Source organism: Paenibacillus provencensis, from assembly GCF_042678545.1.
Lineage (GTDB): Bacteria > Bacillota > Bacilli > Paenibacillales > Paenibacillaceae > Paenibacillus > Paenibacillus provencensis.
Map to the genome: position 1 here is coordinate 181,808 of NZ_JBHTKX010000001.1, position 23,478 is coordinate 205,285.

20 protein-coding genes, 1 other RNA gene and 4 pseudogenes are annotated in these 23,478 nt (G+C 46.0%); 22 read left to right on the forward strand and 3 right to left on the reverse strand.

What is annotated here, in order from left to right; all coding sequences use genetic code 11:
• Positions 1-14: 14 nt before the first annotated feature.
• The 6 genes from dnaG (at position 15) to ACFQ3J_RS00935 (ending at position 6,121) form a co-directional block, all read left to right on the forward strand.
• Complete coding sequence (gene dnaG, locus ACFQ3J_RS00910; protein ID WP_091158598.1) at positions 15-1,835, forward strand: DNA primase; 1,821 nt, start codon at positions 15-17, stop codon at positions 1,833-1,835.
• 44 nt (positions 1,836-1,879) lie between these two features.
• Entirely contained in the window at positions 1,880-3,010 is a 1,131-nt protein-coding gene (rpoD, locus tag ACFQ3J_RS00915) for an RNA polymerase sigma factor RpoD (protein ID WP_091158596.1), read from the forward strand.
• Positions 3,011-3,247: 237 nt separating this feature from the next.
• On the forward strand, positions 3,248-4,018 hold the full coding sequence (locus ACFQ3J_RS00920) for a tRNA (adenine(22)-N(1))-methyltransferase (protein ID WP_311285447.1): 771 nt from the start codon (positions 3,248-3,250) through the stop codon (positions 4,016-4,018).
• Complete coding sequence (locus tag ACFQ3J_RS00925; RefSeq protein ID WP_251580826.1) at positions 3,994-5,109, forward strand: Nif3-like dinuclear metal center hexameric protein; 1,116 nt, start codon at positions 3,994-3,996, stop codon at positions 5,107-5,109. Before ACFQ3J_RS00920 ends, ACFQ3J_RS00925 begins: the two co-directional genes overlap by 25 nt.
• Before the next feature lie 62 nt (positions 5,110-5,171).
• Positions 5,172-5,582: RNase P RNA component class A (gene rnpB, locus ACFQ3J_RS00930), an RNA gene on the forward strand.
• A 215-nt stretch (positions 5,583-5,797) separates the two neighbouring features.
• On the forward strand, positions 5,798-6,121 hold the full coding sequence (locus tag ACFQ3J_RS00935; RefSeq protein WP_251580828.1) for a hypothetical protein: 324 nt from the start codon (positions 5,798-5,800) through the stop codon (positions 6,119-6,121).
• Positions 6,122-6,170: 49 nt separating this feature from the next.
• Here the strand turns inward: ACFQ3J_RS00935 and ACFQ3J_RS00940 are convergent, their stop codons facing one another.
• The gene (locus tag ACFQ3J_RS00940) at positions 6,171-8,054 is read right to left on the reverse strand and encodes a S8 family peptidase (RefSeq protein WP_091158591.1); all 1,884 of its coding nucleotides are present in this window, start codon (positions 8,052-8,054) and stop codon (positions 6,171-6,173) included.
• 260 nt (positions 8,055-8,314) lie between these two features.
• Between ACFQ3J_RS00940 and ACFQ3J_RS00945 the strand changes: the two genes are divergently transcribed.
• Positions 8,315-8,809, forward strand: a complete 495-nt coding sequence (locus ACFQ3J_RS00945) for a YpuI family protein (protein ID WP_047910837.1) — start codon at positions 8,315-8,317, stop codon at positions 8,807-8,809.
• A gap of 186 nt (positions 8,810-8,995) precedes the next feature.
• Here the strand turns inward: ACFQ3J_RS00945 and ACFQ3J_RS00950 are convergent.
• Positions 8,996-9,777: pseudogene (locus ACFQ3J_RS00950) on the reverse strand (IS3 family transposase); the annotation flags it as partial.
• Between the two features lie 375 nt (positions 9,778-10,152).
• Between ACFQ3J_RS00950 and ACFQ3J_RS00955 the strand changes: the two are divergent.
• The 13 genes and pseudogenes from ACFQ3J_RS00955 to thiI form a co-directional block, all read left to right on the forward strand.
• A pseudogene (locus ACFQ3J_RS00955) lies at positions 10,153-10,641 on the forward strand (transposase); the annotation flags it as partial.
• A 191-nt stretch (positions 10,642-10,832) separates the two neighbouring features.
• Positions 10,833-11,399 carry an NADPH-dependent FMN reductase gene (locus ACFQ3J_RS00960; RefSeq protein WP_251580830.1) on the forward strand — a complete coding sequence of 189 codons (567 nt, stop codon included), beginning with the start codon at positions 10,833-10,835 and terminating at the stop codon, positions 11,397-11,399.
• A 217-nt stretch (positions 11,400-11,616) separates the two neighbouring features.
• Positions 11,617-12,192: an IS110 family transposase gene (locus tag ACFQ3J_RS00965; protein ID WP_379293216.1), complete on the forward strand. Its 576-nt coding sequence runs from the start codon at positions 11,617-11,619 to the stop codon at positions 12,190-12,192.
• A 2-nt stretch (positions 12,193-12,194) separates the two neighbouring features.
• Positions 12,195-12,506 (forward strand): annotated as a pseudogene (locus ACFQ3J_RS00970) (Rrf2 family transcriptional regulator); the annotation flags it as partial.
• A gap of 18 nt (positions 12,507-12,524) precedes the next feature.
• Positions 12,525-13,279 (forward strand): annotated as a pseudogene (locus tag ACFQ3J_RS00975) (LLM class flavin-dependent oxidoreductase); the annotation flags it as partial.
• Positions 13,280-13,374: 95 nt separating this feature from the next.
• Positions 13,375-14,463, forward strand: coding sequence for an LLM class flavin-dependent oxidoreductase (locus tag ACFQ3J_RS00980; protein ID WP_251580832.1), 1,089 nt, complete (start codon positions 13,375-13,377; stop codon positions 14,461-14,463).
• Between the two features lie 93 nt (positions 14,464-14,556).
• Entirely contained in the window at positions 14,557-15,633 is a 1,077-nt protein-coding gene (locus ACFQ3J_RS00985; RefSeq protein ID WP_091158581.1) for an LLM class flavin-dependent oxidoreductase, read from the forward strand.
• A complete protein-coding gene (locus tag ACFQ3J_RS00990; protein ID WP_091158579.1) occupies positions 15,630-16,196 on the forward strand; it encodes an NADPH-dependent FMN reductase in 567 nt (188 codons plus the stop codon). Before ACFQ3J_RS00985 ends, ACFQ3J_RS00990 begins: the two co-directional genes overlap by 4 nt.
• Positions 16,197-16,802: 606 nt before the next feature.
• Positions 16,803-17,018 (forward strand): DUF1540 domain-containing protein, encoded by a 216-nt coding sequence (locus tag ACFQ3J_RS00995; protein WP_091158577.1) that lies wholly within the window; start codon positions 16,803-16,805, stop codon positions 17,016-17,018.
• A 62-nt stretch (positions 17,019-17,080) separates the two neighbouring features.
• A complete protein-coding gene (locus tag ACFQ3J_RS01000) occupies positions 17,081-17,455 on the forward strand; it encodes a hypothetical protein (protein ID WP_091158575.1) in 375 nt (124 codons plus the stop codon).
• Between the two features lie 175 nt (positions 17,456-17,630).
• The gene (locus ACFQ3J_RS01005; RefSeq protein ID WP_091158573.1) at positions 17,631-18,395 is read left to right on the forward strand and encodes a lytic transglycosylase domain-containing protein; all 765 of its coding nucleotides are present in this window, start codon (positions 17,631-17,633) and stop codon (positions 18,393-18,395) included.
• Between the two features lie 130 nt (positions 18,396-18,525).
• Complete coding sequence (locus ACFQ3J_RS01010; RefSeq protein WP_251580834.1) at positions 18,526-19,677, forward strand: cysteine desulfurase family protein; 1,152 nt, start codon at positions 18,526-18,528, stop codon at positions 19,675-19,677.
• 4 nt (positions 19,678-19,681) lie between these two features.
• On the forward strand, positions 19,682-20,902 hold the full coding sequence (thiI, locus tag ACFQ3J_RS01015) for a tRNA uracil 4-sulfurtransferase ThiI (RefSeq protein WP_091158570.1): 1,221 nt from the start codon (positions 19,682-19,684) through the stop codon (positions 20,900-20,902).
• A gap of 135 nt (positions 20,903-21,037) precedes the next feature.
• Here the strand turns inward: thiI and ACFQ3J_RS01020 are convergent, their stop codons facing one another.
• Positions 21,038-21,721, reverse strand: coding sequence for a TerC family protein (locus ACFQ3J_RS01020; RefSeq protein ID WP_251580836.1), 684 nt, complete (start codon positions 21,719-21,721; stop codon positions 21,038-21,040).
• A gap of 147 nt (positions 21,722-21,868) precedes the next feature.
• Here ACFQ3J_RS01020 and ACFQ3J_RS01025 point away from each other — a divergent pair, with 147 nt between their 5' ends.
• Together ACFQ3J_RS01025 and ACFQ3J_RS01030 are read left to right on the forward strand one after the other, a co-directional pair.
• Entirely contained in the window at positions 21,869-22,534 is a 666-nt protein-coding gene (locus ACFQ3J_RS01025; protein ID WP_251580838.1) for a TerC family protein, read from the forward strand.
• Between the two features lie 238 nt (positions 22,535-22,772).
• Positions 22,773-23,273, forward strand: a complete 501-nt coding sequence (locus tag ACFQ3J_RS01030; RefSeq protein WP_251580840.1) for a LiaF transmembrane domain-containing protein — start codon at positions 22,773-22,775, stop codon at positions 23,271-23,273.
• Positions 23,274-23,478 lie beyond the last annotated feature (205 nt).

Here is a 23,478-nt window from a genome sequence, read left to right on the forward strand (position 1 = left end):
TGAAGGTGGTTAAGATGAGTGCGGGGCAGGGTAATATACCGGAAAGTGTTATCGAATCAGTGCTGAGTCAACATGATATCGTCGACACGGTAAGCAAGTTTGTACATCTGACCAAGCAGGGCAAGTATATGAAAGGGCTTTGTCCATTTCATTCAGAGAATACCCCTTCTTTTACGGTTACACCAGAACGCCAAATCTTCTATTGCTACGGCTGCGGCAAGGGAGGCAACGCCATCAAATTCAGGATGGAAATCGAAGGATTAACCTTTCCCGAGGCTGTCAAGACGATGGCAGAAGAGAGCCATGTTCCTCTTGGGGAATGGCAAGGGCGTGATGTCGCACATCATAATCCTGAAACGGAGCGTTTGCTGCAGGCTTATGAGCTTACTGCTAAATTATACCATTATTTGTTGAAGAATACGGAGTACGGTAAGGCAGCAATCGAATATTTACGTAATCGGGGAATGAATGATAAAGCGATTGACCATTTTCAGATTGGTTATGCTCCAGCCGGTTGGAATACACTTGTACAGTTTCTAACGAAACGATCGTTCCCGCTCGCTGAAATGGAGAAGGGCGGATTAATTTCGGCCCGAAACGAAGGCGAGGGGTACGTAGATCGGTTTCGAGACCGTGTTATATTTCCAATTAAGAATAGCAGTGGCAAGATCATCGCCTTTGCAGGCCGAATTATGGGTGATGGCCAGCCGAAGTATCTTAACTCGCCGGAGACGAGGCTGTTTAACAAGAGTCGTGTCCTCTACAATATGGATCATGCAAAGGCTTCTATCCGCAAAAAAGGACAAGCGATTCTGTTCGAAGGTTACGGTGATGTTATCTCCGCCTGGGAGCATGGAATACAAAATGGGGTTGCCGGGATGGGGACTGCCCTGACGGAAAATCAAGCCCGTATGCTTAAATCTCTCAGTGATGAGGTAATTATCTGTTATGACGGTGATCGCGCCGGTCAAGCTGCCGCACTCAAAAATTTACCGATCCTGGAGTCGGCAGGAATTCAAGCAAAGGTTGCGCTCCTGACAGATGGTTTAGACCCTGATGAATTTATTCGCAGGCATGGTGGAGACCGCTTCACTCATCAAATCATTGAAGGTGCTGTTCCACCGTTAAAATTTAGACTTATAAACTTGAAAAAAAACCATATACTGCTAGAAGAAGGTGGCCGGATTGCTTATTCGCGTGAGGCCATCAAGCTGATTGCTCCACTTTCTTCTCCTACAGAGAGAGAGGTGTACTTGCGGGAGTTAGCTTCCGAAGTGCATGTGGATTTTGAGACACTGAAGCAGGAATGCAATCTCGAAAGGCAGCAAATGCAAAAAAACGAGCGTTATGGGGATAATAACGACAAAAGGTGGAATAATGGTAGGCAACAAAATAGGCAGATTCCTACACCTAATTTACTCCCTGCCTATCATACGGCCGAACGAAGGCTTCTATCCTGGATGCTTCAAGATGATGAGGCGGCTAGATATGTTGGTGAACGTCTTGGTGAAGCCTTTAACATTAGCGATCATGCAGCTATCGCTGCTTATCTATATGCTTATTACGCTCAAGGCAAACCTCCGGATCTAAGGATGTTTATGCTGTCCCTTCAAGACGATCGTCTTGAGAAGACGGTAAGCTCCATTTCCATGATGGATACGCCTGAGCAGTGGGATCACGGAGCACTGGATGATTGTATTAAAGAGGTATTAAAGTATCCGGTATTACAGCAGATCGATTCTAAAAAAGAGGAAATGATTGCTGCCGAACGATCCGGAGACTTTTTGCGTGCAGCACAAATCGCAAGTGAGATTATAACCCTAGAGAGACAATGATTGTAATTATCATACCATGTTTCTAGGGAGGAGGGAGTCGAAGTATGGCGAATGATCAGCATGCTGAACTAGAAACAGAATTGACGCTGGATCAAGCAAAGGACCAACTGATTGAGCAGGGAAAAAAGAGGTCGTCTTTGAATTACAAAGAGATCATGGAGAAACTGTCTCCATTCGATCAAGACCCTGAACAAATGGATGAGTTCTATGAACAACTCAGTGATTTAGGAATTGATGTGGTAAATGAAAGTGATGAGGATAATCCACTTCGGCCTAATGACGATTCCGAGAATAATGACGGGGACGATTTTCATTTTGATGATGATCTCAGTCTGCCTCCCGGAATTAAGATTAATGACCCGGTCCGCATGTACCTGAAGGAAATCGGACGTGTGCCGCTTCTGTCGGCAGACGATGAAGTTGAACTGGCTAAACGAATTATGAATGGAGACGAGGAAGCAAAACGTCGGCTCGCTGAAGCCAATTTACGTCTCGTCGTCAGTATTGCCAAGCGTTATGTAGGCCGTGGAATGCTGTTCCTTGACCTCATTCAGGAAGGTAATATGGGTCTGATCAAAGCGGTTGAGAAGTTTGACCACAACAAAGGTTTTAAATTTAGTACCTACGCCACGTGGTGGATTCGTCAAGCGATCACTCGTGCTATTGCCGACCAGGCTCGTACGATTCGTATTCCTGTTCATATGGTTGAGACCATTAACAAACTGATCCGTGTCTCCAGGCAACTGCTGCAGGAACTTGGGCGTGAACCGACACCGGAGGAAATCGCGGCAGAAATGGATCTAAGTGTGGAAAAGGTACGGGAAATTACGAAAATTGCACAAGAGCCTGTGTCGCTTGAAACACCAATTGGTGAAGAAGATGATTCTCATCTCGGAGATTTTATCGAGGATCAGGAAGCACTTGCTCCGGCTGATGCTGCTGCATATGAATTACTGAAGGAGCAATTGGAGGATGTACTTGATACACTGACTGAACGTGAAGAGAACGTCCTTCGTCTCCGCTTCGGACTTGATGATGGTCGTACACGCACACTTGAAGAGGTTGGTAAAGTGTTTGGTGTAACGAGAGAACGGATTCGTCAGATCGAAGCGAAGGCACTTCGCAAATTGCGCCATCCAAGCCGCAGCAAACGGCTTAAAGATTTCCTTGAATAGTTAGATTAAGGGCCTTCTGCTGTGCTTGCGGCAGGAGGTCTTTTTGTTTAATCTGAGGATGGTTTTTTTCTTTTTTTTGGATATATTTCCTTCGATTTCTTATTACCCATTATTTTAGCTTTTTTTTATGATGATTGCAAACATCGAAACGACGCAGTGCCTGACTTGTGCACGAAGTCATCGTCGTGAGATTCTTTGCAATGTACACATTTAGTATGAAGTTGGGCGGTGAAATGCATGTTGAAATTATCGAAAAGATTGCAGCTATTACATGATCTAATGGATCCGGGACGGAATCTCGCTGATATCGGCTCAGACCATGCGCTCCTGCCAGTAGCTTGTATTCAGAGCGGCCAGGCGGCCACGGCAATTGCCGGAGAGCTGAATGAAGGTCCTTATGAGGCAGCGAAGAGACAAGTGGCAAGCAGTGGTTTACAGGCCAAGATCGAAGTCAGACGGGGAGACGGTCTGGATGTAATCGAGGCAGGCGAAGTGGATACGATCACGATCGCAGGGATGGGCGGCGCGCTTATCACAAATATACTAGAACGCGGCAAGCTTAAGCTTAAGGGGGTCACACGTCTTATTTTGCAGCCTAATGTTGGAGAGGATATTTTGCGAAAGTGGCTGTTCGATAATGACTATGTGATTGAAGCAGAACGAATTCTTGAGGAAGATGGCAAAATTTATGAAGTAATCGCTGCTGTACCCGGGTATTTCAGCCATATCTCGAATGATGAAGTATATGAACCGAAACTGATCGGGACAGCTGACCATGTAATCGAGCTGACTTCTGACGAACTGCTGAAGATGGGGCCTTTCTTGGTGGAACAGGGCGGAGCTGTATTCGTAAAAAAATGGGAGTGGGAAATAGATAAGATCCAAAAGGTGCTGGCTTCTTTATCTAAATCTGACCTTCCTGAAGCAAAGGGAAAGGCCGGGGAGCTCGAACAGGAGCTGAAACGAATTGAGGAGGTGCTCTCATGTATGCAAAAGGACAAACCGTAATCTCCTATATGGAGGAGCTTGCTCCCAAGCATCTAGCTGTCCCTGATGACCGTATCGGTCTTCAGCTGGGAACGCTGGGGAAAGAAATAAAGAAGGTGCTGGTTGCTCTTGATGTGACAGATGAGGTCGTTGAAGAAGCGATCCGTATGGAAGCAGACCTCATTATTGCACATCATGCGATCATCTTCAGGCCACTCAAATCGCTGAATACGGATTCCCCAATGGGCAAGCTGTATGAGAAACTGATCAAACATGATATCGCGGTATATATCAGCCATACGAATCTTGACGTGGCAGAAGGCGGCATAAACGATTGGATGGCAGAAGCCATTGGACTAACAGATGTTTCTCCACTAGAAGATCTGCATACAGATCATCTGTACAAGCTGGTTGTATTTGTACCGAAGTCCCATCACCAAAAGGTGCTTGATGCGGTGCTTGGCGCGGGCGCAGGTTCAATCGGGGACTATAGTCACTGCAGCTTCAATATTGACGGATATGGTACCTTTGTCCCGGGAGATGATACAACGCCGTTCATCGGTAAGCAAGGACAAATGGAGCGAGTGGAAGAGGTCAGAATTGAAACAATTGTACCACATAGCATTCGGAACAAAGTCGTACAGGCGATGCTGAAGGCTCATCCTTATGAAGAGGTTGCTTATGATCTGTATCATATGGATATGAAGGGAAGAACGCTTGGGCTGGGACGAGTCGGCAAGCTGTCTGAACCTATTCTGCTCCAGGACCTAGTGAATACAGTGAAGAAGCAGTTCGATGTGAATCATGTGCGGGTTGTAGGCGATATGAATCGTCAGATCAAGAAGGCAGCTGTGCTTGGCGGCTCCGGCAGCCGATATGTGAATCATGCGCTGTTTAGAGGTGCGGATGTCATTGTTACAGGCGATATTGACTATCATACCGCTCAGGATGCGCTGATGGCGGGGATTGCTATTATTGACCCAGGTCATAATATCGAAAAGATCATGAAGCCAAACACGGCAAAGTGGCTCATAGAGAAGCTGGAGAAAGGCCGTTATGCAACAGAGGTTCATGTATCTGCGATTAACACGGAGCCTTTCCAATTTGTATAGTCGATCCCAGTAATTTCACTTGAATGATGGAGCGAGTCCTAGTATAATATGAATGTTGTCGGAAAGTTTGACAGACAATCGCTGGTGGCCTTTGTTGCCACGAGAGGAAAGTCCGGGCTCCATAGGGCAGGATGCTGGATAACGTCCAGTCAGCGCGAGTTGAAGGATAGTGCCACAGAAATGGACCGCCGATGGCTGGCTATATGCTATGCACAGGCAAGGATGGAACCGAGGTGTAAGAGACCCCGAGGAACGCTGGTGACTTCGTTCCTGGTAAACCCCATCTGGAGCAAGACCTAAAGGGACACCGCCTTTCGTAAGGGAGGCAGCCTTAGCCCGAGGTGTGTCTAGGTTGGTCGCTTGAGCTGTTCAGCAATGAATGGCCTAGATAGATGATTGTCGCTTGTGGTGGGAGGGTAGTTCCCGTTATGACCACGAAGAGCACAGAACCCGGCTTACGTAAAACTTTCCAAACTGCAACACAGCATATGAAAATGATATAACGGTAATTTGCCTGCCTAGTGCAGAACAAATTACCGTTTTTTGTTGTTGGGCAGAACGCCTTGCTGCTATGCCAAATTTTATCGAATAGACGTTTTTCTTAATTATTTTAACTATGGACGAACATCCAAGCCATTAAGTGAACAGGGAATAGATTATACTATCACTTGAAAAGGAGTTGTTCAGTATGTCTCAACGTAGTGGTCATCACATGAAAAAATGTTTTCCTCCTCTTAAGCCAATCGTTTGTGCTCCTGTTAATGTAGTAAAAGAACACTATCATCCACAAATTCAGCCTGTAATTCATCCTGTACAAATCATCAACAAGCATCATCCTGTACCTGTACCAGTTCATGAGTGGGTAGTTGCTGAAACTGAAGAAGGTGTAGGCGGCATGAGCACTGGCATGAATGGTATGAACGGTGTGGCTGGAACAAGCATGATGAACGGTGTAGGCGGCATGTACGGTAAGGGCTACCATCTTGACCGTGGCAAAAGAGGCCGCAGATAATTAAACAACAAAAAGAGCAGCCGAGTTAATCTCGTCTGCTCTTTTTGTTTTATTTCATAAATTTGTTTATCGTATCCTCCAGCTTGTCGCGAACATGCTGAGGCCATAATTGAAGCGGTGCTTGCTCTCCAGAAGCTCCTGCAGCTTCCAGCGCCTTATATACATCGATTTGACCATAACCGAAGTATTTATCATATCCGGGGTCTCCAAGGTCGATTACACTGCTGCGCATCAAATCCATCACTTCTTCGTTTGACAGATCAGAATTATATGAGCGGATCAGTCCCGCCAGTGCGGCAACATGAGGACTTGCCATAGACGTTCCCGACAGTGCGGCGTATTGATTACCCGGATAAGTGCTGGCGATGCTTGCACCTGGCGCCATCACATCAACGTAATCACCATAATTAGAAAAGTCAGCCCGATTCATGGATGCATCTGTGGCAGATACAGCAAATACTTCGGGGTAGGCAGCTGGATAGCCCGGCCGTTCCGTATTGTCATTACCCGTCGCCGCAATCAGAACGACATCATGGTCATAGGCGTATTTGATGGCATCATGCAGGAATTCAGCATCTGCGTAATTACCAAGACTCATATTTATAACCTTTGCACCGTGATCGGTCGCCCAGATGATTCCCTCAGCTACGGCATAGCTCGAGCCGGAACCGGATTGATCCAGTACTTTAACAGGCATAATTTTGTTATACCAGGTCATGCCTGCGACGCCTTCATTGTTATTCACTTTGGCAGATACAATTCCCGCAACATGAGTACCATGGCCGACATCATCATAAGGTTCTGCTTCCCCATCAATAACGTTGTACCCCTCAACCAGCTGCCCCTCCAGGTCAGGGTGATCAAGATCTACGCCTGTGTCAATAACGGCTACAATAACATCCTCACTGCCTTTGGACAATGCCCAGCCCTTGTTTGTTTCTGTCGCAGGCAGATTCCATTGATAACGAGAGAAGAGCAGGTCGTTCGGAATATTGTTAGCCAGCTCATTTTCAGGTGCAGTTTCGTTGGTTAAATATAAATAGTGGGGTTCGGAGTACTCGGGATTCCATTTTTTCTGAAAATAAGTTTGAAGCTTAGGATAATCCATTTTCTTGGATCGAAAAACATACGCCTGGCCAACTTGATGCGTATGATCCAGATCAATATCTTTCTCGATCTGGGTAAGCTTCTCTGATGTTAATTTCTCTTTAAATCTAACGACGATCTCATCTTCGTAATAATGACTTGCGTTCTGATTATCGTGACCCGTTTTGACTGTAATATCCTGTAATGTATTGGGCAGAACAGATTCTACGCTGTACTTGCCTTCTTTGGGATAAGGTATCATTCTTAAATTCCGGCGCTGATGCTCCTCCACATCATTAAGGATGTGCTGACTCATTACCGCGATAACAGCATGCTTACCGTCAGAAGATGGTTCGCCAAGGACAAAATACTTATCCTTATCGAGCGTAAGCGAAGTAGATTCATAGGACTTATGCTTTTGAAGAGCTTGCTTAGCGGAGCCAATGCTTGATTGAAGCTGTTTGTTCTTCTGAAGCATTTCCGCATCCTTTTGAATACTGAAGGACTGCTGCTTATCTTGCTCCAGATCCATCCACAGCAAGGTGTGAATGTGACTGTGCGTTGTTTCCAGTTGATCCATATAAGCTGACAGCTCTTTGCTATCCGAAGCTTTCAATTCCTCCAGCATTTTTTGCAGATGCATTTGGGCATCCATACGGGATAAATGATCGGTTGCTCGAACATCCTGTGCTTTGATTCGTTGTTTGAGCAGCTGCTCCTGCTGTGGCTTATTAGGGGTCTGCTGCTGTTCAGCCGTATTCTCTTCCCCAGGTAGTAAGATGGTGGTCATCACCAGAACGGCAGCGGCGGCGCCAATAGCCCAGTATGTCCAATTGCTTCTAGCCATTATTTTTGTATTCCTCCTGCTGTCTATATAATATCTATAGCGTGAGAAGATAAGGCTATTTTTATACGAGAGGATTTTGCAATCCTGACGAGAATAAACAGGGGATGGAATTACCGGCTTTAGGGTTATTTAAGTACCGCTCGTCACATTTTTATGGTAGGATAGTAGCTGAGAAATAATGGTCAGTAGATGCAGTTTAATCTTGGCCGGTTATAAGAAGTCTATATGAGGGACTTATTCTTTAAGGGGGAACTACCTTTATGTCAGCAAATGTGCAGAAGTTGTGTGAATCGGCACGAGAGAAATTGAAACCCGCAATTGAAAAACTGGAAACATTTCTAAACGAAAACTCACTTGCTCAGCTTGCCGCTGACCAGGATCAGGAGACCATTCCATTTTACAAAGGATTTCTTTCCGACCTTCGGCACCTGCTCGTTTTTTCTGAGGTATCGTATGAGAAGCTCGGAACGGCACTTCGTCGTGCGAATTTTGACGTTGATTTTGCGGAGAAAGCATTATATAACCTTTATCATCAGGGTATTAACAGCTTCTTCTATCCAAAGAATGAATGCTACTCTGAGGATGGGCGTTACGCATATACAGGTCAAGATGCCATTCGTTTCCGGATTAAGCCGGTAAGACCTGCTCGCGATATCATCATGGAAATTACTAAGACTTATGAAGAACTGCGTGATGACCTGAACTATTACGAAAGTGATTATCTGACTCAGCGCAGAATGAAGAGCAGAGCTTAAGCGCTGCTGGGTCGATTTTTTTAATACAAGTCATGCTAAAAGGGCTGTCCCAAAAGTCTCGTAAGAGACTTTTGGGACAGCCCTTTTTTTAAATTTGTATAACAAAAAGAAACCTTCCCTTGGTAAAATGGAGGTAGGACTGACCCCCGTTATTGAGACAGGGATCAAAACACCTTTCAAGTATGCAGCCAGTCGTCGATAATGAATCGGCGACTGGTTATTTAGTTTCGTTTGAATCCGAATTGAGTTGTAGTATGTAATATGGTCTCGATTGTCTGTTCAACGATTGTCGTCGTTGTGCAGGTTAGCCCTTCGAGATAGAACGTTTCAGACTTTAGTGTGGAATGAAACGATTCGATGGGGGCATTATCAGCAGGCGTACCTTTGAGGGACGTGCTCATGACAATGCCTTTTCCTTTTACAGCTTCCTGATATCACTGTGACGTGTAGACGCTGCCTCGATCGCTATGAAGCATCGCTCCTGGTAAAATGGGCAGTTGGCTTAACGTGTCTAGAACAAATGACGTGTCTTGCTTGTCTGCTATACTGTACGCTACAATCTCTCCGTTAAATAAGTCTAAGATACTCGAAAGGTACAATGTCTTCCCTCCAAATGGCAAATAAGTAATGTCAGTAACGAGCTTTTGCATAGGTCTGTCCGCCTGAAATTGACGCTTTAACAGGTGCTCTGCAATATGAATAGGTTGTCCGGTTGGTTTCCGTTTCTTCACTTTGACACGACACTGAAGTTGTTCCTGTTGCATAATTCGTTGCACTCGTTTGTGATTTACCTTATGCTCTGCTCGAAATAATGCCGTAATCTTCCGATATCCACAGCGAAACTTATGCTGTACACAGAGTTCATGAATCTTTTCCACTACAGAATCCTTCTTCTCGTGACCATAATTAACTTTCCAACGGTAATAGGTAGCCCGTGAAATCCCTATCCATGTACAAGCTTGTGTTATATGTCGAACAGTTTTTCGTCTTTTTCCACAAAGAATTCACAATGTCGTTGTCTTTAAAGTTTTCCTTCATTTATAATCGCTCCTTGAAAAATAATTGGTGAATCTAAAATGCCGACTATATAAAGGTTTTTCGCAAAGCTGTTCGCATAGACCAATAAATCCGAAAGGTGGGGCCTATGTGTAAGGTTGTGATGTCGATATACACAGCATATAGTTTTTTAAAAGCCAAAATACTCTTTGCCCAAAATTGGTCCTACTTACAAAGGGTTTATGCGGAATAGGTATAGCGATTATCAAAATCCTGTCTAGTTTTGGGTAAACGCAGATCACTTGTCGGCTGCAGACGGACTCGCAATGAACAAAAGAAGCTACCAGATCGGTAGAAAGCTCACACGCCGCTATATGGAGGAGATGGGGATCATCGCCTTCTACCCCGGTCCCAATCTAAGCAAACGGGACTTGAAAGCACGCACGTATCCCTATTTGCTCCGAGGCGTTCCCATTACGCATGTGAACCAGGTCTGAGGCGTTGATATCACCTACTGTGGAACCCCCACAGGCTTTGTGTACCTGGTTGCCATCATCGACTGGTATTCTCGGTATATCGTCGGCTACGCCGTTAGCAATACCATGCAGTCCGACTTCATTGTAAGAGCCGTCAAAGAGGCGATAAGGGCGCATGGAAAACCTAAAGTCATCAATAGTGACCAGGGCAGTCAGTTTACTTCAAACGATTATATCAACTGCATCAAAAGCTATGAAAAGATTAAGATCAGCATGGACGGAAAAGGCCGTGCCAAGGACAATGCCAGGACGGAACGTCTTTTCCGCAGCTACAAATGGGAGAGGCTCTATAAGGAGGATTTATCTTAGCATTTTGGATTTCGTGTCTTGACAACGGGGGGACATTACAGAATCGCGAACGTCATCTGTGAAACAGAAACTACATTTGCACAGAATCAGTATTTCTGCTAAACTGATTCTGTACTCACTCGGTAACAGTAAGTGAGGAATCCACAGCTTGTGGAATACGACATAAGGAGTAATGATTAAGTATGCTGAAAATCGCAATCGTTACTGGAAGTACCCGTCCAGGTCGTGTCAATGTCGGTGTTGCAAAGTGGGTGTACAACCTGGCAAAGGAACGCAAGGATGCTGAATTCGAGATTGTCGACATTGCCGATTATAACCTCCCGATGCTAGACGAACCGATGCCGTCGTCTACCGGACAACAATACGTTCATGAGCATACAAAAGCGTGGTCGCAGAAAATCAAGAGCTTCGATGCCTACATTTTCGTGGTGCCCGAGTACAACCATGGTCTATCCGGTGCGCTTAAGAATGCTATCGACTTTTTGACTCCTGAATGGTACAACAAGGCAGCTGGTTTCGTCAGCTATGGGGGCGTTGGAGGTGTACGCGCGGTGGAGCATCTGCGAAACGTGTTGGCATTTCTACAGGTTGCTACTGTTTCGGCGCATGTGACGCTATCGATTTTTACCGACTTTGAAAACTTCACAACGTTCAAACCACATCCACGGCATGACGCTGAAGTAGGGCCGTTGCTGGATCAAGTGATCGCCTGGGGTGGTGCTCTCAAGCCTCTCCGAACAGAGGCGTAACCGGGTCCCAAGCACCTAAAATACGTACAGTTGAAGGTGGTCCTTGCTCGTTATTTTCGATCGACAAGTAGTCTCGTAGAACTGCCGTAAGTTAAGATGAACGTGAAGCAGCTCCTATTTGCTGAAAATCGTAGGTTAAAATGGAAAATAGGGAAACCAACCATTTCAGAGCTACTAAGCAAAAGGAGCTGTTAGTATACAGTCTGCCACAAAATTCATTGGTTTAGATGTCTCAAAAGAAAAAATTGCTATTGCCATTGCTGAAGCAGGTCGAGAAGAGCCTAGATGGTACGGTACGATTCCACATACCGCTAAGGCGCTTCGAAAATTAATTAAACAGCTGGGAAATAAAGAAACGCTGGCCTTTTATTATGAAGCCGGACCTACAGGCTATGAAGCCTACCGTTGGATTACGTCGATGGGAGCACAATGTTGTGTAATCGCATCTACGCTGATTCCCAAGCGTGCAGGGGATCGCATTAAAACGGATCGCCGTGATGCATTGCAGTTGGCGCAGCTATTTCGTGCCGGGGAACTAACATCTATTTACGTCCCAACTCGTGAGGATGAAGCACTACGAGATCTGATTCGAACGCGATCCGATGCAAGGGAGGACTTACATCGTGCAAGACAGCGATTAATCAAGTTTTTGTTGCGACAACAAATCCATCCTCCCGTCACGATGTTGCTCACACCAAGCTTTCATGGTCGACCCGCTATTTCGATATTGAGTGACGCTCCATCCATTGCTGACGAAGTTTCTCCTTATCCATGCGCTCCTCCTCCTACTTAAAGATGTTCAGTCCAGTGCTGTTCTGGCAGGGACGCTTTCAGATCAATGCATCTTTTCTGAGAAGAGTTTTGTTTCCGTTCGTTCAAACTGGAATGGTTGAGGCAAGGGAAGGGCGTGACGGTGGATATGTGCTCAAAACAGATCCCACACATATTACGCTCGCTGAGATTTTTCTGATCACAAACACTGAGACAATCTCAAATTTAAATCCAACGGATCACGGAGAAACCTGTAGCCTCTTCGATCAAGTTTTTGAAGAGATTACGCATGATGTTGAGCAACAATTGCTTAGATCTTTACAGAATTACACCCTCGCGGACTTAATGGTCCGCGCGACGATCGATTTGATTTACGATGGTCGAACTGATCATCGCCGGCCGTGCTTCGCGTGTCGGAAACTTCGGGTTGTTGGGATACGACGTCCGCGATTATGAAGAGCTGTACGAGGAAAAGCTTGAACTGCTGTTAAAGATTAACGAACAGGAAGTCGTCAATTGGAGCGGACAATACCGCGCTCCTCTTCGGAACGCGAAAGTTCTTCCGCGGCCGAAAAACGGCTGGATGCCGATCTGGCGGGCGTTGGCGGAACTCCCGCCAGCGCGATCAAGGCGGGTTACGCGAGTGTTCCGATCGTTACGGGCCTGTTAAGCGGCCTGGCAACCACCGTAAAGATGTCGATCGATACTTACCGTGAGGCTGCGCAGCGAAACGGACACGATCCGGCAAAGCTGCCGCTCACGATCTCCGGTTTGTTCAATGCCGCCGAAACGAGCCAGCAGGCGATAAAAGAAATGTATCCCCACTTGAATACGGGCACGGAGCTCGTTAACGGACGGAGCTCTCCAAGCAACTTGTTGCACAAGCCGCACATCCGCACGACGTCATGAATGTCGGCACTCCCGAGCAGATTATCGAGAAAATTCTTTATCAGCATGAACTGTTCGGCCATCAGCGGTATATTGCTCAAATCGATTTCGGAGGCGTGCCTTTCGATAGGCTCAAGAAAAACATCGAGCTGATCGTGACAAAAATCATGCCGGCCGTTAAGAAATATACCGCAAAGAAGCACAAGGAGGAAACAGAATAAAGATTGTTGGATTTCAATAGATTTGTAAGTAACTTTAATATATTTATGGAAACTGGCTAACAATAGGAAGACTAAGGGAAAGGTCGGGATAAGCAATGGAGAAATATCACATCAATCCAGATGCAGGGCTGGAATTCGGCATCTATACGTTAGGCGATCATCTTCCGGACCCGCACACCGGGAAGCGCATTTCGGCACAGCAAAGAATTCATGAAATCATTGAATATGCCCAGCTGGCCGAGCAGGCGGGCATCGATTTTTTCAGCGTTGGGGAAAGCCATCAGGACTATTTTACGACGCAGGCGCACTCTGTCGTGATCTCGGCGATTGCCCAGGCGACCAAGAAAATCAAGCTAGGCAGCTCCTCGACAATTGTCAGCACGTTGGACCCAGTACGTGTATATGAGGACTTCGCGACGATCGATTTGATTTCCGATGGTCGGACCGAAATCATCGCCGGCCGCGCTTCACGGATAGGGAACTTCGCCTTGTTGGGATATGACGTCCACGATTATGAAGAGCTGTTCGAGGAAAAGTTAGAGCTGCTTATGAAGATCAACGAACAGGAAGTCGTCAATTGGAGCGGACAATACCGCGCCCCTCTTCGAAATGCGAAAGTGCTTCCGCGGCCGAAAAACGGTTGGATGCCGATATGGCGCGCCGTCGGCGGACCTCCCGCCAGTGCGATCAAGGCCGGTTATGCGGGTGTCCCGATGTATTTGGCCACTTTAGGGGGCCCAGCAACCTCGTTTAAACTGTCGATTGATGCTTACCGCCAAGCTGCGCAGCGAAACGGACATGATCCGGCAAAGCTGCCCATTTCAACTGCCGGTCTTTTTCATGTCGCCGAAACGAGCCAGCAGGCGCTGAAGGAAGCGTATCCTCACACGAACATCGGCATGGAGCTCATTAACGGGCGCAGCTATCCGAAGCAACATTTTGCACAAGGCACGGATACGCACGATGTCATGAACGTCGGCAGTCCCGATCAGATCATCGAGAAAATTCTTTATCAACATGAGCTGTTCGGCCATCAGCGGTATATCGCTCAAATCGATTTCGGAGGCGTACCTTTCGACAGGGTTAAGAAAAACGTCGAGTTGATTGCAACGAAAATATTACCGGCTGTTAAAAAGTATACCGCCAAGAAGCACAATGAGAAGCACAAGGAGGAAACGGAATGAAGATCGTCGGATTTCAATAGATTTATAAGTAACTTTAATATATTTGTAGCTACGGGCTAACAATAGGAAGACTAAGGGAAAGGTCGGGATAAGATGGAGAAATATCGCATCAATCCAGATGCAGGGCTGGAATTCGGCATCTATACGTTAGGCGATCATCTTCCGGACCCGCACACCGGGAAGCGCATTTCGGCACAGCAAAGAATTCATGAAATCATTGAATATGCCCAGCTGGCCGAGCAGGCGGGCATCGATTTTTTCAGCGTTGGGGAAAGCCATCAGGACTATTTCACGACGCAGGCGCACTCTGTCGTGATCTCGGCGATTGCCCAGGCGACCAAGAAAATCAAGATAGGCAGCTCCTCGACCATCATCAGCACATTGGACCCGGTACGGGTGTATGAGGACTTCGCGACAATCGATTTGATTTCCGATGGTCGAACTGAGATCATCGCCGGCCGTGCTTCGCGTGTCGGAAACTTCGGGTTGTTGGGATACGACGTCCGCGATTATGAAGAGCTGTACGAGGAAAAGCTTGAACTGCTGTTAAAGATTAACGAACAGGAAGTCGTCAATTGGAGCGGACAATACCGCGCTCCTCTGCGAAACGCGAAAGTGCTTCCGCGGCCGAAAAACGGCTGGATGCCGATATGGCGCGCCGTCGGCGGACCTCCCGCCAGTGCGATCAAGGCCGGTTATGCGGGCGTCCCGATGTATTTGGCCACTTTAGGGGGTCCAGCAACCTCGTTTAAACTGTCGATCGATGCTTTCCGCGAAGCTGCGAAGCAAAATGGACACGATCCGGCCCTACTGCCGATTGCGACAGCAGGTATGTTCCATGCCGCCGACACGAGCCAACAGGCGCTTAAAGAAGCGTATACTCACGCGAATGTCTTCTTGGAGCTCATTAACGGGCGCAGCTATCCAAAACAGCATTTCGCACAAGGCTCGGATACGCACGATGTCATGAACGTCGGCAGTCCCGATCAGATCATCGAGAAAATGCTTTATCAGCATGAGCTGTTCGGCCATCAGCGGTATATCGCTCAAATCGATTTCGGAGGCGTACCTTTCGACAGGGTTAAGAAAAACATCGAGTTGATTGCAACGAAAATATTACCGGTTGTTAAAAAGTATACCGCTAAGAAGCACAAGGAGGAAACGGAATGAAGATCGTCGGTTTATCCGGATCCATCGTAGGATCGAAGACAAGAACGGCAATCGAATACGCCATGAAAGACATCGCTGAAAAATATCCCGATGCAGATGCGAAATTGATTGATTTGGCGGACTACAACGTTCAGTTCAGCGACGGGCGCAATTACATGGAATACGAGGGTGATACCCGAAACGTGGCGCAAACGATCATGGAGGCCGATGCGATCATTATCGGAACCCCCATTTTTCAAGCCTCCATACCGGGCACGTTGAAAAATATATTTGATTTGCTTGCTCCTCAGGCATTGCGTGATAAAATTGTCGGTATACTGGTAACTGCAGGATCTGCTAAACATTTCCTGGTTGCAGAACAACAACTCAAGCCCATTTTGACCTATATGAAAGCACAAATTGTCCAAACCTACGTGTTTATCGAGGAAAAGGATTTCTACCGCAAAGAAATTACCAATGATGATGTCCTGTTTCGAATCCGGCGCTTGGTGGAAGATACATTCGTTTTAACAGAGACCTATACCAAAATTCGCGAAGCCAAAGAAGCGGAATACGGTTTTTAACATGAATGGAGAAACAGCCCTATTCATACTGCTGCGCTCCTTTTGGAGCCAGGTCACTGGGAGGACTTCGATCCGTTTCTATTGATGGCGGAGGATAAATTTCAAAAAGAAGCTTTCGACGTGCACCCGCGGGTTCGAGACGATCTCGTACATTATCGACGGAACGATCCATCATTATGACAGCGCGACGGGTGACGGGGCTCACAATCGCTTGGACGACAAGATCTTCAAGGAAACTTACCCCGGTGGAGGTAGAGACAGCTACCATAGAGCAGGCCCAAGCGGGGCAAGACCTTGCATAAACTCGGCGAAGCGTCCACGCTGAGATATGTGGTAAGGAAACGGCATTATCAAAGCGAGAGTCAATTTACTCAAGAAGGCAGCTAGAGACCGAAAACCAAAATGGCGATGCAGGGATAACAGCTCTAGCACCGCCATTTCTTTATTTTTACTGATTTAGACATAATGAGAGCTGTCGCCTCAAGCGAACGAACCTACTTTTGGGACAGCCTCTTTTTTATTTGCAAACAAAAGGCATCAATGCATGATTATGCTGGAGTATAAGGTATAGGCGATGAGGGTATCATACCATTTGAGGTGATAATAATGACTGTACCCATCGTTAAATGTAGCGTATCGAACTGCAGCTATTGGGGAGAACAAAATGAATGCAAAGCGGATTTAATTATGATTGACATTGATGCGCATGCCAGAAACCATCTCAAGGAAGAGTATGCAGGAGAAACATTCGATTCCGAACATCATGATCATGCAAAAACTTCTTCAGCGACTTGTTGTCATACGTTCAAACCAAAGGCTTAAGTCTTCAGCATTCTGCGGCTTCATAACCTGACAGGCACTCTAATGCTTCGGAGGTGCGAAAAATGGACAAACCAAACCAAGAAAACAAAGCAAAGGGAAGTCGTGACCGTATCGATTTTCCTCGGAAAGAGCATCATGAGCATCAGGAGGAGTACGCAGCCGAGATCAGCCCTTCAGTAAGGGTAGATTCTACTGAGGCAACTTCAAGGGCTCGTGAGCGAGATGAAGACACAACGTCTAAGCGAATAGGCTATCTGGCTCTTGCCGTATCTATTGTGTCCTTGTTTTTATGGTCTTATGTGGTAGGTGTCATAGGTATCGTTCTCGGGTATTACGCCTTCAGCAAAGGAAGACGTACAGCTGGCGGCTGGGCAATGGGCATCGGGATTGCAGCTCTGGTGAGCTACGCTTTCCTAGTAATGTTCACTTACTATTAGAAAAAAGTAATGCAGGCAGCTCTTCATAATGCGGGGCTGCCTGTTTAGTGTATTCGACTATGAAAAACAAGACTTGGCATGCAGGAAGGCAATTGTTACAATAGATCAATGAATGAATCAATTTCATTATAAAATTGATTTGGATCGCTAGTATAATTGGAGGGCTTGTTTACATATGCAAATCGATCCTGTAGGAAAATCGCTATGGTACGATGTCTCCTCTTCTTCAGGGGTCAATTCCAAATCCGCAGATTCCTTAGCATCAACAACGGCTTCTACGCCTGAATTCTCAGAGATATGGGCTGAAGTTAAGCGTGATCCATCAACAGATAGCCAAGAAGATAGAAGCAGTAATAGCTCTTACTTGTCCACAGACGGACTGCTTTGGATCAATCTTAGAACCGGTAAAGTCTCCGGCGGTCCGAGCGATATAAATTCAGACAGGACGGTGAATTCGAGTTCCGTATCCTCTTCGGACTTAGGCATCTCTTCATCTTCACCAGTGAAGTCTTCACAGCTTGGAAGAACTGCCTATGATTCGATGATCCAGGAAGCGAGCGAGAAGTATGGCGTACCTGCATCCCTCATTAAGGCTGTCATTGATACAGAGTCCGCATTTAATTCGAATGCAGTATCTGGAGCCGGAGCCAAAGGGCTCATGCAGCTCATGGATGGAACCGCAGCAGGCTTAGGTGTGACGAATCCATTCGACCCTGCGCAGAATATCGATGCAGGCACCAGATATTTATCTTACCAGCTAGAACGGTTTGACGGACAAGTGAAGCTTGCTCTCGCGGCTTACAATGCGGGCCCAGGCCGTGTAGGCCAGCTGCAGGTATCGACCGATGAACAGCTGATGAGTGTACTCCATTTATTACCTAAGGAAACTCAAGATTATATTGCTAAAATAGAAAAAGCAGAAGCGGTATATAGAGCATAAACGACAAGAAAAGACGTATAGTTATCGGATCTGAACAAAAGATCAACTTGGACAGGCGGTATAATGAACCAGCTGACTTGTCCATTTTTGGTCTTTTTCACGTTTAAGAAAGGAGGTTAGTTGATACAATATGCTTTACTTTGATTATGCGGCTTCAGCACCGCCATATGAAGATGTAATCCGCACGGTGTCAGAGGTAATGAAGCTGCATTATGGAAATGCCTCCTCTATTCATGCTTACGGGGAAAACGCAGAACGACTGCTGAACAAATCTCGCTCGGTTTGTGCCGAGGCTCTGAATGTTAAACCGGATGAAATTATTTTCACATCAGGAGCTACCGAGAGCAATAACCTTGCTTTAAAAGGAGCTGCGTTACGTTACCGTTCCAGAGGCCGTCATATTATAACGACCAGGACAGAGCATGCCTCCGTGTATGAAAGTATCAAGTTTTTGTCCGAAATCGGTTATGATATTACCTATGTGCCGGTAGATGCGATGGGCAGAGTGAAGACAGAGGATGTGTTAAATGCGATCTGCGAAGAGACAATTCTTGTAAGTCTGATGCATGTAAATAATGAGACGGGTGCTGTTCATCCTGTGGTTGAAATAGGGCAGGCTCTAAAGCGCAAGCACCCAAAGATTGTGTTTCATGTGGACGGAGTTCAAGCTTATGGCAAAATCCCTGTTCAATTAGCAGGGTCAGGCATTGATCTATATAGTATTTCGGGACATAAAATCCGCGGTCCCAAAGGCGTGGGACTCTTATATATTCGTTCTGGTCTGGAGCTGACACCTTTAATGTCAGGTGGTTCTCAGGAACAGGGAAGACGTGCGGGAACGGAGAATATTCCGCTGATTGTAGGTATGTCCAAAGCCATGCGCCTTGCCCGCGAACGTCAACCTGAGCTAAAAGCACGCCTAGAAAGGCTGCAAATCCTGCTTCTTGAGGAAATAAGCCAACATCCGGAGTGGGTACTGAACAGCTCGGAAGAAGGTGCTCCGCATATTGTCCATTTCTCTTATCCTGGCATGAAAGCTGAAGTGATGCTGCACACATTAGAGCAGCTGGATATCATTGTTTCTACTCAATCGGCTTGCTCCTCCAAACAAGCCATTCCAAGCCGGGTGCTGCTGGGAATGGGCAAGTCAGAGGCGATTGCGGACAGCGGAATTCGAATTAGTCTCGGAGATCAACATACAGAGAAAGACATATTACAGCTGATTCAGGCGATGAGACAGATGAAGGAAAGGCTTGCTTCTTTTGAAGGGTGGAATAGTTAAACCGATGAAATACGATATGTTATTGCTCCGCTTTGGAGAGTTTACACTTAAAGGTAAGAACCGAAAGCGGTTTGAGCGAACCGTCATTAAGCATGTTAAGTCCAAATTGAAGGCCTATCCGGGAACTTCCATTATTGAGGAATACGGGAGAATGTACGTAGACCTGGGTGGCAATGATCACCTCGCTATAACGGATAGTTTACGCAAAGTATTTGGGATTGTCTCCATTAGTCCTGTTAAGGTAACTCCGTCTGTAGCAGATGAGATTGTGGCAGCCTCCCTTAGTTTTATGGAAGAGCTTGATCCGCAGCAAGGAACGACCTTCAAGGTAAATGCAAGAAGGGTCTGGAAAGCGTTCGAGCATTCTTCTCATGAAATGAATCATTTGGTCGGGGCCCCCATTCTAAGACAATTCAGCGCACTTAAAGTGGATGTGAGAAATCCGGATATTGAGCTTAAGATTGAAATTCGCGAGGCGAGATCTTATTTGTATTATGAATCCGTTCCTGCAGTCGGAGGTTTTCCACGCGGATCTAACGGCAAAGCCATGATGCTGTTGTCAGGAGGGATTGACTCCCCCGTTGCCGCATGGTCTTCCATGCGCCGCGGATTAGAGCTGGAAATGGTTCATTTCTTCAGCTTCCCGTTTACAAGCCAAAAGGCAAAGGACAAAGTTATTGATCTGGCAAAAATTCTTGCTGATCATGCAGGTGAAGTCAAGCTTCATCTGGTTCCTTTTACAGACGTTCAAACCTCGTTTACGAAGACGGGGCAGGATAATCTAATGATTACGCTAATGCGTCGTTCGATGCTACGAATCGCAACTCAGCTGGCGGAACGAGAAGGGGCACTGGCTATTGTAAGCGGAGATAGCCTTGGTCAGGTAGCCAGCCAGACTCTTGGAAGCATGAACGTTATTGGGAGGGCAACCGATCTTCCGTTGTTAAGGCCGCTTGTGATGATGGATAAGAGTGAAATTGTAAAGATTGCTGAGGACATCGGTACGTACTCTACATCCATTTTACCTTATGAAGATTGCTGTACCTTGTTTGTACCCAAGTCTCCGACAACGAACCCGAATTTGCGAATTGTCGAAAAGATTGAGGCATCCCTTCCGGAGCTTCCTCAATTAATTGCGAGTGCGGTAGAGCAGACGGAGACGCTGGTCCTACGCAGCAATGACGATACAGCTATGCCTGATTCGATACAGGAAGACTGGTTCTAAGGATTCCATAGATATATAGTGTTATTTTGATAAAACTAAAAAAAGCTTATCGCTGTTATTGTCAGCGATAGGCTTTTTTAGTGTGAATGTGACGGCTAGAAGCTTGTCCAATTATCAAATCTTTTTGCTCTTGTCTTAAGAGTAGGAGTGTTCCCTCTTCATATTCTGCTGTTTCCGATAGCCGGCGAACAAAACTCCGCCGATAACAAGAATAATAAATAGGATCCGAAGAACGGGATGCGAGATAAAGAAGGTTTCAAATCTTTGTTCTTCCGTAATCATATTCGAGGCCGTATAGGCCAGTACAGCAGCGCCAATATACATAACCCAAGGAAAACGATCAATGAGCTTGATAAACAAGGTACTACCCCATACGATGATAGGAACACTGATCAGCAGACCCAAAATAACGAGAATAAGATTTTGCTCCGCTGCGCCAGCAACAGCAATTACATTATCAATCCCCATAGCTGCATCAGCGATGATAATTGTGCGTACAGCCGACCATAAAGAGCTCCCGGCTTTGATATCGCTATGTTCGTCGGCACCTTGGTCAGCCAGCAGTTTGTAGGCAATTCCTACAAGCAGCAGCCCGGCAACCAGCAGCAGCCATGGAATTTGCAGCAGCCATAGTACGATGATTGTTGCAAAAATACGAATCAGAACTGCACCGCCAGTACCATACACAATCGCTTTCTTCTGTACATTTTGCGGCAGATTACGGGCAGCTAGTCCAATTACGATAGCGTTGTCCCCGGCAAGGATTAAATCGATAAAAACAATTTGCAGCAAGCTGATTAAAAACTGACCGATATCCAAGTCTTGTCACTCCTTTACTCTAACCATGATTCCGAATCGTTCGATTGCATAAATCGGAGTTCATTATATTCCTCTGATTTCTCAGCGTCAAGCATAGCTAGGACAACCAGGGCATACATCTAGGGTATGGAGGTGTTTACCCTGTTCATGGATGATATTTGGCTTATAGTTCAGATACTAATGATTAACCTTGTTTTAAGCGGCGATAACGCCGTCGTCATTGCTTTGGCAAGCCGTAATTTGCCTGAGCAGAGCCGCAATAGAGCCGTATGGTGGGGGGCTTTTGGTGCAGTTTTATTAAGATGTATTTTAACCTTTATTGCGGTGCTCATACTTGGCATTCCGTTTATACAAGCGGCTGGCGGTATTATGCTGCTGTACATTGCGCTTAAATTGCTGTTTGAAGAAGACGGGAATGTTAATATTAAACAATCTACAACTTTATGGAGTGCTGTATACACGATACTCGTCGCAGACTTTGTCATGAGTCTGGACAATGTTCTGGCCATTGCTGCCATCGCAGACGGTGATCTAGCACTTATCGTGATCGGGATCGCGATTAGCATTCCCATTGTCGTTTGGGGCAGTGGTATTGTTGTTAAGCTGCTGCACCGCTTTCCGATTCTGGTCTTTGCCGGATCAGCCATATTAGCTTATACTTCCGGCGAGATGGTTCTTCGTGATCCGAAGCTGGGGTTATGGCTTCAAGAGATTTCTGCAGGTTATGAGACATTGCTGCCCGCACTTTGTGTTATTTTGGTTATGCTTGGCGGTGCATTTTTCAAAGTATTAAGATATCGGGTAGATACATAAATGGATTAATCACAAACCGGCAATTCGAAGCCGGTTTTTTTAGTATTGTTGGAACAAGTTATGCAAGGCACGGAGTGGGGGACAGGATCTTCTTGTCAAATATGAAGCATGACAGTAGTTTTTTGCAAAAACATCGGATAAACTAGAATTATACATGCTAATACAGTTCCCAGTGAACGTAGATCATGGATTACCTTGGATAGAAGCAGATAATCATACAAACGGGGTGAAGTGTGAAGTGAAGGGAAGAAATGAAAGGTTGGTCGGCATCTTTATCGTCATTGCCGGTCTTGTCATCTTACTTGGTCAATTGGGTTTCTTTAGCTTTCTTGGGCGAAATTTCTGGCCTCTGATATTAATCATTCCAGGAATTATTCTCCATCTTTTGTATTTCTTTAGAAATACGAGTGCGGTTATTTTGGTGCCGGCAGGAATAATGACGGTGTATGGTATTTTCTTCCTGATATGCAGCATTTGGGGATGGCATCTGACTGCATCTCTCTGGCCTGTTTTTATAATAGGGGTTGCACTGGGCTTGTTTGAATATGCCTTATTCGAATATCCACGGCCTGCGGTGATCTACCGGACGTCCATTATTTTGCTTGGGGTGTCTATCGTTCTCCTGTTCATAACCATGCTCACAACCGGATTTATATATGTCATTGCTGCTTTGCTTATCTTTGTGGGTATTTGGCTTATCTTCGGAAGACCTAAACCTAATCGGCGGCGCTTTCGATAAGCTACTTGATTTTTAGCGTTTTTCGTCTATAATATAAGGGATATATGTGCGTCGGAGTTATCACCCGGCGCTTCTTTTGTGAGTAAGGTCGTTATATATAACAAGAATCAATTTCATGGCTTGTTAATATGAATTTGATTCAAGAATCAATTTCATGACTTGTTACTATGAATTTGATTCAAGAATCAATTTCATGGCTTGCTAC

Coding starts and splice junctions, on each gene's coding strand:
- dnaG (WP_091158598.1), top strand. CDS start 15: ATGAGTGCGGGGCAGGGTAATATACCGGAAAGTGTTATCGAATCAGTG.
- ACFQ3J_RS00960 (WP_251580830.1), top strand. CDS start 10,833: ATGCTGAAAATCGCAATCGTTACTGGAAGTACCCGTCCAGGTCGTGTC.
- ACFQ3J_RS00990 (WP_091158579.1), top strand. CDS start 15,630: ATGAAGATCGTCGGTTTATCCGGATCCATCGTAGGATCGAAGACAAGA.
- rpoD (WP_091158596.1), top strand. CDS start 1,880: ATGGCGAATGATCAGCATGCTGAACTAGAAACAGAATTGACGCTGGAT.
- ACFQ3J_RS00935 (WP_251580828.1), top strand. CDS start 5,798: ATGTCTCAACGTAGTGGTCATCACATGAAAAAATGTTTTCCTCCTCTT.
- ACFQ3J_RS01005 (WP_091158573.1), top strand. CDS start 17,631: ATGCAAATCGATCCTGTAGGAAAATCGCTATGGTACGATGTCTCCTCT.
- ACFQ3J_RS00985 (WP_091158581.1), top strand. CDS start 14,557: ATGGAGAAATATCGCATCAATCCAGATGCAGGGCTGGAATTCGGCATC.
- ACFQ3J_RS00940 (WP_091158591.1), bottom strand. CDS start 8,054: ATGGCTAGAAGCAATTGGACATACTGGGCTATTGGCGCCGCCGCTGCC.
- ACFQ3J_RS00980 (WP_251580832.1), top strand. CDS start 13,375: ATGGAGAAATATCACATCAATCCAGATGCAGGGCTGGAATTCGGCATC.
- ACFQ3J_RS00920 (WP_311285447.1), top strand. CDS start 3,248: ATGTTGAAATTATCGAAAAGATTGCAGCTATTACATGATCTAATGGAT.
- ACFQ3J_RS00995 (WP_091158577.1), top strand. CDS start 16,803: ATGACTGTACCCATCGTTAAATGTAGCGTATCGAACTGCAGCTATTGG.
- thiI (WP_091158570.1), top strand. CDS start 19,682: ATGAAATACGATATGTTATTGCTCCGCTTTGGAGAGTTTACACTTAAA.
- ACFQ3J_RS01000 (WP_091158575.1), top strand. CDS start 17,081: ATGGACAAACCAAACCAAGAAAACAAAGCAAAGGGAAGTCGTGACCGT.
- ACFQ3J_RS00925 (WP_251580826.1), top strand. CDS start 3,994: ATGTATGCAAAAGGACAAACCGTAATCTCCTATATGGAGGAGCTTGCT.
- ACFQ3J_RS00945 (WP_047910837.1), top strand. CDS start 8,315: ATGTCAGCAAATGTGCAGAAGTTGTGTGAATCGGCACGAGAGAAATTG.
- ACFQ3J_RS01025 (WP_251580838.1), top strand. CDS start 21,869: ATGGATGATATTTGGCTTATAGTTCAGATACTAATGATTAACCTTGTT.
- ACFQ3J_RS01010 (WP_251580834.1), top strand. CDS start 18,526: ATGCTTTACTTTGATTATGCGGCTTCAGCACCGCCATATGAAGATGTA.